The sequence below is a fragment of the Sphaerisporangium sp. NBC_01403 genome, from assembly GCF_045040145.1.
GTDB lineage: Bacteria > Actinomycetota > Actinomycetes > Streptosporangiales > Streptosporangiaceae > Sphaerisporangium > Sphaerisporangium viridialbum.
Map to the genome: position 1 here is coordinate 7,388,968 of NZ_CP109534.1, position 12,663 is coordinate 7,401,630.

The following is a 12,663-nucleotide window of genomic DNA, read 5'->3' on the forward strand; positions in this document are numbered from 1 at the left end:
ACTCGAACGCCGGACGGCTGCTTGTCCAGCCGGTATGGATGGTGGGTGACTCTCGATCCCGTCACCTCGGCGAAGATCTCCAACTACCGGCCCCACAAGCCACCACCGGAGTGGGAGCACGTCGCTGACCTGGTCCGTACGCTCGTGGCCGCCAGCGCACAGATGGCGGGCTACAGCGTCGAGCGGCTGCTGCACGCCACCGCTCGCCTCGCCATCTGGGCCGAGCGGCACGGCCTGCCCCGTGATCCGGATTTTTGGCTGCGGCACGAGACCATCGATACGTTCGTGCTGACCGGCTGCCCCGATCTGGCACCGCGCTCGGCGCAGACCTACCGTGCCTGGCTGCGCCGGATGCGGGCGGTGCTGGTCTGGGCTGAGCGGGGCGAGCAGACTCCACCGCCTATGAAATCCCCATCCGGCGTCACCGCTCCCTACACCAGGAGTGAACTCGCGGCCCTGCGGGCCTGGGCCGAGCACCTGCCCGGCCGAGCACGCTCTGACGGGCTGGCGTTGATGGCGCTGGCCTCCGGATGCGGGCTGGCACCCGGCGAGCTGGCCCCAGTTCGGGGAAGTGACGTACGCATCACCCCTTGCGGGGCGGTGGTCATCGCCTCGGCGCACCTGGGCCGGTTGATCGTCGCCCGCGCCTGCTGGGAGGAGCAACTGGCCGGGGCGGCCAGTACCGCAGGCGAGCGCTATCTGTTCCGGCCGAGCCGCACCACCGCCTATGCCAAGAACTTGATCGGCTCGTGGTGCACAGCACACCGCCCCAGCGGTGGCCTGCCGGCGCTCTCTGTTCGCCGGTTGCGTTCCAGCTGGATCGTGGAACTGCTGACCGCCCGCATCGACACCGCGGTGGTCGCCGCGGCCTCGGGGTTGGCCTCGCCCGCCGCGCTGGCCCGCTACCAGCATTTCGTGCCCGCTCTGGACCAGGACACCGCAACAACGCTGCTACGTGGCCGCCGGTGATACCCAGCCCAAGCAGACAGCGGTCTGTGGCCGGTGCCGCAGCCTGCCGTCCGCGTCCGGCCACTGACGCACCAGTGCGGATCCCCGACTCCAAGGTGACACAGCTGGCCGCGCTGCTGGATGAGACAGGGATCCTTCCGCTGATTGACGCCGAACTCGCTGGACGGCCGGGACCTTCCGGCCTCCCGGTCCGCACCGTCTTGATTGGTTTGATGCTGGCTATCCACTACACCGGCAAGGCCACCCTGGCCGAGGCCTGGCGGCTGCTCTCCTTCTCCCTCACTGAAAACGCCCAGGCCGACCTCGGCCTTGACGGCACAAGCGAGGGCGACCTGCATGCCCATCTGGCCTGCTCTCGGCGTCTCTACCGGGCCTTCGACCGCCTGACCAGCGTCCTTGATCCGGCCCGCACCGACCGGCGCCGCCGTCTGTCTCTGGCCCAAGCCGCGGTTTCGACCTCGGCGTGGGAAGACGACGAGCCTGAACACTTGCGGCTCCGTCGACTGCTGCAAGACATCGCCACCCGCCTGGTGCTGGCCCCCGTCCGCAAGGCCGCCGTCCGTGGGCGCCTCAAGCACTTTGAGGGTGATATCGGCATCGACACCACCGCCATTGCCAGCTGGGCACGGCCGCCCCGACCTACCCGCGATCTGGCCTCGATAGAGATCACCGCAGGCTGGCACCACAGCGCCGGAGCCACCCAGCCCACCTTCGGCTACAGCGCCACCCTGGCAGTCGCCGCCCGCCGTCGCCCCACACCGCTCCACACCGCGACCCACCCGCAGCTCGCACTCGGCCTGGTGGTGGACACCCCCGGAAAGCGCATCGGGGAAAACGCCATCACCGCCCTGACCGGTCTGACCCCGCTCGGTTTGCCGGCCGGACTGCTGGCCGTCGACCGCGCATACACCGACCAAACCGCCCAACACTTCGCCATCCCGGCCCGTCGCCTGGGATATCGACTCGTGCTGGACTACAAACAAGACCAACGCGGCGTCCAAGGCAGCCTGCACGGCGCCCCCATGGTCGACGGGAACCTGATCTGTCCGGCCATCCCCACCACGCTCGCCCACGCCACTACTGGCCTGGACGACAAAGCGATCCGCACTCCCAGCGACCAACTCACTCAGCAGATCACTGCTCGCGAGCCCTACTACCTCAAGAACAAGCAAGGCCCCGACCCGCGCGGAGCGATCCGGCTGCAATGCCCCGCCGCCGGCACCTCCCCCGCCCTGACCTGCCCCCGATTCAATCGCCTGCACCCCAAGGCTCAGGCTGCTCCCGCGCCGGTCGATCTGGCCAACCCCCGGCAGCGAGCCGCCCACCCCGCCGCCCGACCAACCGTCGTGCTGCCCGCAAACGAGACTCGCCGTCCGCCCACCCCGGACCAACTGCCGCGGATCTGCCGCCAGACCACCATCACCATCGGTGTCGAAGATCTGGGGAAACTCCGCCAGGATCTCCACTACCTCACCGACTCCTGGAAGGGCGCCTACAAACCCATCCGGGCACAGAACGAAGGACTCAACGGCAGACTCAAGGGACACCACATCGACCTGGCCGATCCCAAAAACCGGCTCGCCCATGGCCAGGCGGCCCAAACCGTTCTGGTCGCGCTCATGGTCTGCATTGGCAACCTGCACATCCTGGCCACTTGGCACCAGCAGAACACCAGCGACCATCCGGCCGGAATCACCGATCCCACCGTCGCACTCACCATGACGATGGCAACGCCCGGCCTCTCCCCGCACAGCAGGCCGCCGCCCAACCGCTGAATTCCGCCCTCCGAAACCGAACAGCACATCGTCAACCGTGAGATCCAGCACGCCCCACGGCCAGATTTTCGCGCGTCCGCAGCGATCCATCACCGTCGGCACCGCCTCCACAGCCGCCCGACGCGCCCCTCAGAGCTCGCTAAGCGATCACATCAACCCAAGAAACGGCGAATCCCGCCCGATCAAGCCGATCGGACGGGATCTCGTCAACCGTTCTTGAGCTAACTCAAGAACGGCCCCTGGGTGGAGCTGAGGGGATTCGAACCCCTGACCCCTTCGATGCGAACGAAGTGCGCTACCGGACTGCGCTACAGCCCCTAGGACTCGACCAGATTAGCAAACTTTGGCGACCACCCGCGCCACTCAGACGGGCAGTCCGCCGGTGAGAAATGTGATCGTGATCATCTGGCCCGCTGTGTCGGCCACCGTGGGGCGTCTGGCGCGGCTGAGGGTGGGGGATGCATTGGAGCGTCTTGGTCAAGGCCTTCTAGGGCATCTGAAGCCCTGGGACGTGCCTCCCTCCTCCAGGGCTGGACTCAAAACCAAGATCGCTGTGCATCCGAATGACTATGAAGGGTGTCGGAACAGCAGAGCACTTCTAGATGATTGATTCTCAAGCCCACCCTCAGCGATGCCGAACTGGTGACGTTGGCGGTGCTGTCGGCACTGCTGGGATTCACCTCAGAACGCCGCCGGCTGCGATACGCCCACGCACACCTGAGCGGGATGTTTCCCTATCTGCCCGGCCAAAGCGGCTACAACAAGCGGCTACGAGCGGCATCAACCCTGGTCATGAACATGATCGGTATTCTGGGCAGGGGCACCGGCCTGTGGAGTGGCGGCCGGCCTCGTGGAATGCGGCCGCCAGACCGCCCGCCGCAGCGACCTGGCCGGCTGGGCCGAGTACGGCTACTGCGCCTCACACTCCCCCCGCAGCCCGATCCCTCACCGCCTACGATCACTGACCGCACACCGCTTGGAGTCAATCATCCAGACGTGAGGGGCGGCCAACAGCCGAGGGTGGCTCAGTCGCCCACCGCGCGGCGGGTGCGGTCCGCGTACTGGTCGAAGGGCTCGACGCGCTTGCGGAACTCGAGGATCTCGGCCTCGGCCTGCTGGGCGGCCTCTTCGAGCGCACGCTGGTGCTCGCGTGCCCTCCGATCCCGCTCGGCGCGGGCCTTGGCGGCCTCCCGGCGCCGCTCCGCGTCCGCCGCCACGGCGACGCGCAGTACCGCGAGGTAGGACACGAGCAGGACGGCGGAAGGCGCTACGCTCCACCAAGGGGCCACGCCGACGGCCGCCGTCACCACCGAGGCGAGGTGGAGTAGCACGGTCCAGAGAAGCCATCGGCGGCGGCGTGCCAGCACCCGCGCCCGGCGGCGGCACTCGGCCTGGAACAGGTCCTCTTCCGAGAGTTCCTCGGGAACGGCTTCGGACTCGGCTGCGGTGGAGCCGTCGGAGGCATCCTCGGCAGAGCCGTCCCTCGGACCGGTGATCGCTGGGGTGTCGCCCACTGGAGAGGAGGCGCCGGGCTTGCTCGTCCCGTACGGCTCGGCATCGGCGCGCGTGTGGGACACCGTACGAGGTGAGGCGTGCGGGACTGGTTCGACGCGGGGCTCAGGGGTGCCGAGCTCCATGGTGATCTCGTCGTCGGCGGTGTCCGTGGCGAGAGCGGCATGGCCGGACGGGACCTCGGAGACCGGGATGTCGGCGAGGGTGTCCCCGTCGGACTCCTCGCCCTCGTTGTAGAGCTCGGCGATCTCGACGGAGTGACGGTCACGGCGCAGCCACATCGGCACGAGGACGCACAGCCACATGAGCACGATGCCGAGATAGAGGAAGGCACTGCTCACCCGCCCACCTCCCGGCCAACGTCCACCGGCGCGATCAGAGGTCCGCGCCCGGCAGTAGGCCGGAGAGCCCTGCTGCGGGCAGCGTGAACACACCGCAGGGCCGGTGGGGTCGCAAATGTGCTCACGTCACGCACCGTAGGACCGCGTGTCACTGGTTGACGAGCATTCGGTGCGGTGTGTCGCGAGATCGTCAACCTGTTTATCGCCAGGCCTGTGTCAAAGCTGTCTATGGCCGTCTAGGAGGAGCCGTCGTGGGCGGTTTTCTCCCGGGTCTGCCGCCACTGGGCCAGCAGCCCCCGGGGCACGTCTTCGAGCGTCAGGGCGTAGCAGATGTGATCGCGCCAGGCGCCGTCGATGTGGAGCTGCCGGCGGCGGATCCCCTCCTCGCGGAAGCCGAGCTTCTCCACCACCCGCCGGCTGGCGTGGTTCTCGGGCCTGATGTTCGCCTCCAGGCGGTGCAGGCCGACGGTGAAGAAGCAGTGGTCGACGGCCATCGCGAGCGCCGTGGGAGTGATGCCGCGCCCCGCGAGGGTGCCGCTCACCCAGTAGCCGACCTGGGCGGACCTCGCCGAGCCCCAGACGATCGCGCCCACCGTGAGCTGGCCGGCGAACGCCCCGCGCCAGGTCACGACCCAGGGCAGCGCAAGGCCCTGCCGCGCCTCACGCCGCAGGGTGCCCACCATGGAGATGTACGGCCCGAGGCCGGTGCGGAACAGCGGGGTCTCAGGGTTGCTCGGCTCCCATGGTCGCAGCCAGTCGGCGTTGCGCAGTCGCGTCTCGCGCCAGGCACTGACATCGCGCAGACGCAGCGGCCTGAGTCCCACCGGTCCCTCGTTCAGGGTCGCCGGCCAGCCGCGAAGTCGATCCACGCGTCAATCATCCCCTGTCCGACCCCGAATTCGCCATGGCGGGGGCCAGACCCACGCCCTGACAGTGCCTTGTCAGTGGCGGGGATGGTCGCCACCACTGATCTGATCGACGGCGTGCCGGAGGATCGGAGCCAGGATGGCCATGCCGTCCCGCACGCCTCCCGAGGACCCGGGAAGGTTGACGATGAGGGTCGTCCCCGCCTGACCGGCGAGCCCGCGCGAGAGGATCGAGGTAGGCACCTTCTCGCGATTGGCCTGCCGTACGGCTTCCGCGATGCCGGGGATCTCGCGCTCGATCACCCGGCCCGTCATCTCCGGGGTGAGGTCCTGCGGGGTCAGCCCGGTGCCTCCGGTGGTGACGATCACGTCGTACCCCTCGCGGACACCCTCGCGCAGGGCGGCCTCGACGGGCTCACCGTCGGGGACGATCTTCGGGCCGTCCACCTGCTCGCAGCCGGCCTCGGCGAGCAGCTCGGCCAGCAGTTGTCCCGATTTATCGGCGTAAATTCCGGCGGCGGCGCGGTTGGAGGCCGTCACCACCAGCGCCCTCACGGCCGGGTCCAGACGCCGGTCTTCCCACCGGTCTTCTCCTCGACCCGCACATCGGTGATCACCGCCGCCGGATCGACCGCCTTGATCATGTCGATCATCGCCAGGCCCGCGACCGAGACGGCCGTGAGCGCCTCCATCTCCACGCCCGTACGGTCGGCGGTCTTCACCCGGGCGGTGATCTCAACGCCCGAGTCGACCACGACGACCTCCACCTTCACCCCGTGCAGCGCGATCGGGTGGCAGAGCGGGATCAGGTCGGGCGTGCGCTTGGCGCCCTGGATGCCGGCGATGCGGGCTACCCCGATCGCGTCGCCCTTCGGCACCGCGCCGGACCGGAGGATCGCCACGGCCTCCGGTGACAGCAGCACCCGGCCTGTGGCGAGGGCCGTGCGGACGCTGACGTCCTTGGCGGACACGTCCACCATGCGGGCGGCGCCGGACTCGTCGATATGCGTCAGTTCACTCACAGCGGGATCACCTCCACGGCCGCACCCTCGGGCAGGCCGGTGACATCCTCGGGTACCACGATCAGGGCGTTGGCTCCCGCGAGCGCCGCGAGCTGGTGGGACCCCTGCCCGTGCACGGGGGTCACCACGGCGCTCCCGCCGTCCACGCTGAGCACCCCGCGCAGGAAGGAGCGCCTGCCCGCCGGGGAACGCAACGCCGCCGCCGTGGTGGCGGTCACGGTGGCGGGAGGCCCGGCGGCGACGCCGCGCATCCTGGCGAGCGCGGGCTTCACGTACAGCACGAAAGAGACGTACGAGGAGACGGGATTGCCGGGCAACGTGAAGATCGGCACCCGGCGGTCGCCCAGCAGCCCGAAGCCCTGGGGCATGCCCGGCTGCATGGCGACCTTCTCGAACCGCACGGTGCCCAGCGGCGACAGCGCCTCCTTGACGGGCTCGTACGCGCCCATCGAGATGCCGCCCGTGGTGATCACCGCGTCGGCCTCGCCGAGAAGGCCGTGCAGGGTGGTGAAGAACTCCTGGGGATCGTCGCCCACGGCGCTCCTGCGGAACGCCACCCCGCCCGCCTGCTGGACGGCCGCGACCATGGTGAAGCTGTTGGACTCCCAGATCTGCCCGTGCCCCAGCGGCCTGCCCGGCTCGACCAGCTCGGCGCCGGTGGACAGCACCACCACGCGCGGGCGTGGATGGGCGAGGACCGTACGCCGCCCGACCCCGGCGAGGATGCCGAGCTGGGGCGGGCCGATCACGGTGCCCGCGGCCAGCACGAGGTCGCCGGCCCGGACGTCCTCCCCCGACCTGCGGATGGCGTTGCCCGGCGGCGCCGGCCGGCTGATCGACACCTTGACGGTGCCCCCGTCGGTCCATTCGACGGGCACGACCGCGTCGGCGCCCTCGGGCACGGGCGCCCCGGTCATGATGCGCGTGACGGTTCCCCGCTCGACGACCCGCGACGCGGTGTCGCCCGCGGGCACGTCGACGGTCACCGGCAGCACCACGGGGGCGTCGCCGGTCGCGCCCGCGACATCCCCGGCGTGTACGGCATAGCCGTCCATGGCGGAGTTGTCGAAGGGCGGCAGCGCGACCGGCGAGGTGACGTCCTCGGCCAGGGTGGAGCCGAGCGCCTCCTCCAGGTCGAGCTCGACCGGATCCAGCGGGCGCACCGCGCCGAGGATCTCGGCCAGATGGGCGTCAACCGTCTTCATCGCGTCCATTCGCATCGACCCGTCTGTGGAGGCTTCATCGCATCGAACGGTGCCTTACTTGGGCAGCTCGTCCAGGAATTCGCGCAGCCACGAGATGAACTCGGGCGCGAGATCAGGACGGTCAGCGGCGAACTGGACGACCGTGCGGAGGTAGTCGATCTTGTTACCGGTGTCGTAACGGCGCCCCCGGAAGAGCACGCCGTGGACCGGGCCGCCCTCGTCCGTGGAACGGCCGGCGAGCTCCAGTAGCGCGTCGGTGAGCTGGATCTCCCCGCCACGTCCAGGAGCGGTGTTCTCCAGCACCTCGAACACCGCGGGGTCGATGACATAACGCCCGATGACCGCCCAGTTCGACGGGGCGTCCTCGGGCGCGGGCTTCTCCACGAGCCCCGTGACGCGGACCACGTCGTCCTCGGAGGTCGGCGAGATCGCCGCGCAGCCGTACAGGGAGACCTGCTCCCTCGGCACCTCCATCAGCGCGACGACGCTGCCGCCGTAGGTGTCGCGCACCTCGATCATGCGCTTCAGCAGGTGGTCGCGGTGGTCGATGAGGTCGTCGCCCAGCAGGCAGACGAACGGGTTGTCGCCGACGTGCTGCTTCGCGCAGAGGACCGCGTGACCGAGGCCCTTGGGCTCACCCTGCCGCACATAGTGGAAGGTGGCGATCTCCACCGGCTCGAGAACCTGCGAGAGCCGCTCGGAGTCGCCCTTGGCGGCGAGCACCTCCTCCAGCTCGTACGCCCGGTCGAAGTGGTCCTCGATGGAACGCTTGTTCCGGCCTGTCACCATGAGGAGGTCGAGGAGCCCGACCGAGACCGCCTCTTCGACGACATACTGGATGGCCGGCTTGTCGACGATCGGCAGCATCTCTTTGGGGGTCGCCTTGGTCGCCGGCAGGAACCTCGTGCCGAGACCGGCGGCGGGGATGACGACTTTCGTCACTGGATCGTAGTCAGCCATGGGATGCACCTTAATGGAGGGCCGAGTGGACAAAGCGGAGCTGCGCCGGAGGATCGTCGCCGCACGAGCAGGGCTCTCCGATCCGCGCGGCTCGGCGACCGCGATCAGGGAAACGCTACTCGACCAGCCCTGGGTGCAGATGGCCGGGCTGGTCGCGTGCTACTGGTCGGTGGGCACGGAGCCGGCGACGCAGGGCCTGGTGTTCGCCCTCTGGAAGCACGGCGCCACGGTGATTCTGCCCGTGCTCAAACCGGACAACGACCTCGACTGGGCGGTGTACGACGGGCCCGACTCGATGGCCCCCGGGCCGCGCGGCGTCATGGAGCCCGTGGACACGCGGCGGGGGGTCGACACCATCCGCACGGCCGCGCTGGTCATCGTCCCCGCGCTGGCCGTCGACCGGTCCAGCGGGGTCAGGCTCGGGCGCGGCGGCGGCTCGTACGACCGGGCGCTGGCGCGGGTCGGCCCGAACGTGCCGACGGTCGCGCTGCTCCACGAGGGCGAGCTGATCGAGGGCATTCCCTCGGAGCCGCACGACCAGGCCGTCTCGATGGCGGCGCTCCCGTCCGGGATCATCACCTTCTGACGTGTCACGGGACGATCGTGAGGTCGTTGAGGCCGCCGCTGTCGTTGAAGTACTCCTCCAGGGTGTCGTTCCTGACCGCCTCGAAGAATGACATACCGGCCTTCTTGTCGAGGCGTACGACGCTGGCGCCCTTGATGGTCGCGGTGCCGATCGTGGGGATGGTGGTGGAGTCGACGGTGTTCGGCCGGATGTCCCTCAGCTCCAGGGCGAGGTCCCGCAGCGTGCTCAGGGTCACGCCCGAATCGACGCTGACCGCCTTCGTGAGCGCCTCCAGGAAGGCGTTCAGCTTGAACGGATCGGTCAGCAGCTCCTTACTGATGATCTTGTGACCCATCGCGCCGACGAACGCCTGCTGCCGCTTGATCCGGTCGAAGTCGCCCCCCGGCAGGTTGTACCGCTGCCGCACGAACAGGAGCGCCTTCTCACCCTGCAGGTGCACCTGACCCTGCGGCCATGTGATCTTGTTCATCGGGTCGTACACCTTGCGGGCCACGTAGACGTCGACGCCGCCGATCACCTCGGTCATCGCGACGAATCCCTGGAAGTCGAGCGCCGCGAAGTGGTCGATGCGCACCTTGGTGAGGTCCTCGACCGTCTTGATCAGCAGCTTCGGGCCACCGAAGGCGTACGCTGCGTTGATCTTGTTGTTTCCGTGCCCGGGGATACGGACATAAGAGTCGCGGGGGATGCCGATGAGGGTGAGCCGATCCCGGCCGGCCGGGACATGGACGATCATGATCGTGTCGGCCCGCTGGTTGCCCGACTCGCCCGGCCGCTTGTCCGACCCGATGAGCAGCCAGTTCTGCGCCTCCCCGACGGCCTTGACCGGCCGCCCCACGTCCTCGGGGAACGCTCCAGGGATACGCTCGATGTTGCCGTTCAGCGTGATCTGACGCTCCATCACCAGCGCGAACCCCGCCGCGAAGACCATGGCGAAGATGAGCCCCGTAACGATAAGCAGCCGGCGCAGCAGGCGCCGCTTCTTGGGCGGCTCCGCCGGCACGGCCTCCTCGCCACCGGCGGGATCATCCTTCCTCGTGTTCTCCAGAACCGGGGAAGCCTCGTCGGTCACTGCCGTCACCTGATACCCGTCGATATAGCGCCGCTTGTGTCGCGTGTGACGGTAGCTCATAGCAGTTCATCGTGGTAGAGGCCCACACGAATACGACACAATGGACGGAAAACGCGAGATGGGGGGCCGGTGAACCTTAATATCTGGTTGCTCCTCGCGTCCGTCGTCGTCATCGCCGCCATCGCCTCCGTACGGGTGGCCCACCGCACGGGACTGCCGAGCCTGCTGATCTACCTCGGGCTCGGCCTGCTGGTCGGCGAGGCGGGGCTGGGCATCCAGTTCGAGAACGCGCAGCTCGCCCAGCAGATCGGCCTCGCCGCCCTCGCCGTCATCCTGGCCGAGGGCGGCCTCACCACGAACTGGCAGCACGTCCGCCGGGCCGTACCGACCGCGCTGGTGCTCGCCACGGTCGGAGTGGCGATCAGCATCGTCTCCCTCGCCGCCGCGGTGCACTGGCTGCTCAAGATGGACTGGCGTACGGCCCTGCTGCTCGGGGCCATCCTCGCCTCGACCGACGCGGCCGCGGTGTTCTCCGTACTGCGGCGCCTTCGCCTCCCCCAGCGCCTGTCCGGCATCCTGGAGGCCGAATCCGGCTTCAACGACGCGCCCACGGTCATCGTCGTCGCCATGTTGAGTCAGGTGAACACACCCCTGCCGAGCGTGGGGCACGTCGTCTTCGACGCGTTCTTCGAGCTCGCGGTCGGGTGCGCGGTGGGCCTCGCGGTCGGCCCCCTCGGGGGATACGCGCTGCGCAGGGTGGCTCTGCCGTCGTCCGGTCTCTACCCCATCGCCGTGCTCGCCCTCGCGTTCATCGCTTACAGCGGCGCGGCGCTGCTGCACGGAAGCGGCTTCCTCGCGGTGTACCTCGCCACGCTCGTCCTCGGCAACACGCGGCTGCCGCACCGGGCGGCGACCCGGGGCTTCGCCGAGGGGGCCGCGTGGCTGGCGCAGATCGGCCTGTTCGTCATGCTCGGCATACTCGCCAGCCCGCACGAGCTGCCCACGGCCGTCGTGCCCGGCCTGATCGCCGGCCTCGCCCTGCTGCTGTTCGCCAGGCCCCTGTCCGTCGTGGTCTCCGCCCTGATCGTACGGCTGGCGCGGGTGGACCAGCTCTCCTGGCGCGAACAGGCGTTCCTGTCCTGGGCGGGACTGCGGGGGGCGGTGCCCATCGTGCTCGCCACCATCCCGTGGGCCACCGGGCTCATCGGTGCCAAGGGGGTGTTCAACGAGGTCTTCGTCATCGTGATCGTTTTCACGATGGTGCAGGGGCCGACGCTGCCGTACCTCGCGCGGATCCTGCGGGTCAACGCGCTCGACGAGGCCCGTGACCTGGGTGTCGAGGCGGCTCCGCTCGAAGAGCTCAACGCCGACCTCCTTCAGATCACCATCCCGCCGGGCTCAGGGCTGCACGGAGTAGAGATCTTCGAGCTCCGCCTGCCCTCGGACGCGGCCGTCACGATGGTCGTACGCGAGGGCCGCTCCTTCGTCCCCGAGGGCTCCACGCGCCTCCGAGCCGAGGACCAGCTCCTGGTCGTCACCACGGCCGCATACAGGCAGACCGTCGAACGCCGCCTCCGAGCGGTGAGCCGCCGGGGCAAACTCGCCGGCTGGTACGGCGAACGCGGCGAGTGACCCTGAGCCGACGTCACCGGCCCTCTGGTCCCCTGACTTCGGCCCCAGCTCGACCAGGCTGCCAGCCCCAGTTCGGTCTCGTCGCCTCGCCGTGCCCCGCTCGGAGGCTCCAGGCCCGATGGATCTCACGACCAGGTACGGAGCCGCGCTCGTCACAGCCCGCCGGCTCGCTTCCGCATCGCTTCCGCAGAGCCTTTACGGGGCACCCCACAGAGCTTGTGACGGGGATTAGAACCTGCCTGGGTGGCGTTTAGCCTAATCGGCTGCGTACCATTAGCAGTCGCATCGGTAGAGTGCCAGTCTGCGTGAGTCATACTCGGCGTGAGTCATACGAGGAGGAGTGCGTGCCCACCTACCAGTACGCCTGTACCGCTTGCGGTGAAGGGCTCGAGGTCGTCCAGAGATTCAGCGACGACGCGCTGACCACATGCCCGAGCTGCGAGGGCCAACTGCGCAAGGTGTTCTCGGCCGTCGGCATCGTCTTCAAGGGCTCCGGCTTCTATCGGACGGACAACCGCTCGTCCACCGGAAGCTCGACGTCCAGCGGTTCCGCCGCTTCTTCTGGTGCCTCGGTTTCCTCTGGTTCCAGCAGCTCCGGGGACTCCGGCGGCTCCGACTCCGGAACCACCACCTCCACCAAGAAGGAGCCCGCCTCGGCGAGTTCTTCGGCGCCCGCGAGCAGCTCGGCAGCCTGACGACGCCCTGGGTTGTACGGCTCCCGCA

The 12,663-nt window shown here is 69.0% G+C and carries 12 protein-coding genes and 1 tRNA gene; 5 read left to right on the forward strand and 8 right to left on the reverse strand.

Annotated features, from left to right (window positions below):
* Positions 1–45 precede the first annotated feature (45 nt).
* Positions 46–969 carry a hypothetical protein gene (locus OG589_RS32990; RefSeq protein ID WP_405141996.1) on the forward strand — a complete coding sequence of 308 codons (924 nt, stop codon included), beginning with the start codon at positions 46–48 and terminating at the stop codon, positions 967–969.
* A 74-nt stretch (positions 970–1,043) separates the two neighbouring features.
* Positions 1,044–2,744, forward strand: coding sequence for a hypothetical protein (locus tag OG589_RS32995; RefSeq protein WP_405141997.1), 1,701 nt, complete (start codon positions 1,044–1,046; stop codon positions 2,742–2,744).
* 244 nt (positions 2,745–2,988) lie between these two features.
* Here the strand turns inward: OG589_RS32995 and OG589_RS33000 are convergent.
* The 7 genes from OG589_RS33000 to galU all read right to left on the reverse strand — a co-directional run bounded on the left by OG589_RS33000 (position 2,989) and on the right by galU (position 8,650).
* Positions 2,989–3,062, reverse strand: a tRNA-Ala gene (locus tag OG589_RS33000).
* 707 nt (positions 3,063–3,769) lie between these two features.
* On the reverse strand, positions 3,770–4,597 hold the full coding sequence (locus tag OG589_RS33005) for a hypothetical protein (protein WP_405141998.1): 828 nt from the start codon (positions 4,595–4,597) through the stop codon (positions 3,770–3,772).
* A 236-nt stretch (positions 4,598–4,833) separates the two neighbouring features.
* Positions 4,834–5,466, reverse strand: a complete 633-nt coding sequence (locus OG589_RS33010) for a GNAT family N-acetyltransferase (protein WP_405141999.1) — start codon at positions 5,464–5,466, stop codon at positions 4,834–4,836.
* A 72-nt stretch (positions 5,467–5,538) separates the two neighbouring features.
* Positions 5,539–6,018 (reverse strand): molybdenum cofactor biosynthesis protein B, encoded by a 480-nt coding sequence (locus tag OG589_RS33015; protein ID WP_405142000.1) that lies wholly within the window; start codon positions 6,016–6,018, stop codon positions 5,539–5,541.
* Positions 6,015–6,485, reverse strand: a complete 471-nt coding sequence (gene moaC / locus OG589_RS33020; protein ID WP_405142002.1) for a cyclic pyranopterin monophosphate synthase MoaC — start codon at positions 6,483–6,485, stop codon at positions 6,015–6,017. The genes OG589_RS33015 and moaC overlap by 4 nt, the downstream gene beginning before the upstream one ends.
* Positions 6,482–7,690 (reverse strand): gephyrin-like molybdotransferase Glp, encoded by a 1,209-nt coding sequence (gene glp / locus OG589_RS33025; RefSeq protein ID WP_405142003.1) that lies wholly within the window; start codon positions 7,688–7,690, stop codon positions 6,482–6,484. The genes moaC and glp overlap by 4 nt, the downstream gene beginning before the upstream one ends.
* A gap of 54 nt (positions 7,691–7,744) precedes the next feature.
* Positions 7,745–8,650, reverse strand: a complete 906-nt coding sequence (gene galU, locus OG589_RS33030; RefSeq protein ID WP_405142004.1) for a UTP--glucose-1-phosphate uridylyltransferase GalU — start codon at positions 8,648–8,650, stop codon at positions 7,745–7,747.
* A gap of 25 nt (positions 8,651–8,675) precedes the next feature.
* Here galU and OG589_RS33035 point away from each other — a divergent pair, with 25 nt between their 5' ends.
* Entirely contained in the window at positions 8,676–9,236 is a 561-nt protein-coding gene (locus OG589_RS33035) for a 5-formyltetrahydrofolate cyclo-ligase (protein WP_405142005.1), read from the forward strand.
* A gap of 4 nt (positions 9,237–9,240) precedes the next feature.
* Here OG589_RS33035 and OG589_RS33040 read toward each other — a convergent pair whose 3' ends face one another.
* A complete protein-coding gene (locus tag OG589_RS33040; protein WP_405142006.1) occupies positions 9,241–10,308 on the reverse strand; it encodes an LCP family protein in 1,068 nt (355 codons plus the stop codon).
* A 129-nt stretch (positions 10,309–10,437) separates the two neighbouring features.
* On the opposite strand from OG589_RS33040, the gene OG589_RS33045 reads away from it, so the two are divergent.
* Both OG589_RS33045 and OG589_RS33050 read left to right on the forward strand, forming a co-directional pair.
* Positions 10,438–11,940: a potassium/proton antiporter gene (locus OG589_RS33045; RefSeq protein WP_405142007.1), complete on the forward strand. Its 1,503-nt coding sequence runs from the start codon at positions 10,438–10,440 to the stop codon at positions 11,938–11,940.
* A gap of 344 nt (positions 11,941–12,284) precedes the next feature.
* Positions 12,285–12,635, forward strand: a complete 351-nt coding sequence (locus OG589_RS33050) for an FmdB family zinc ribbon protein (RefSeq protein WP_405142008.1) — start codon at positions 12,285–12,287, stop codon at positions 12,633–12,635.
* Positions 12,636–12,663 lie beyond the last annotated feature (28 nt).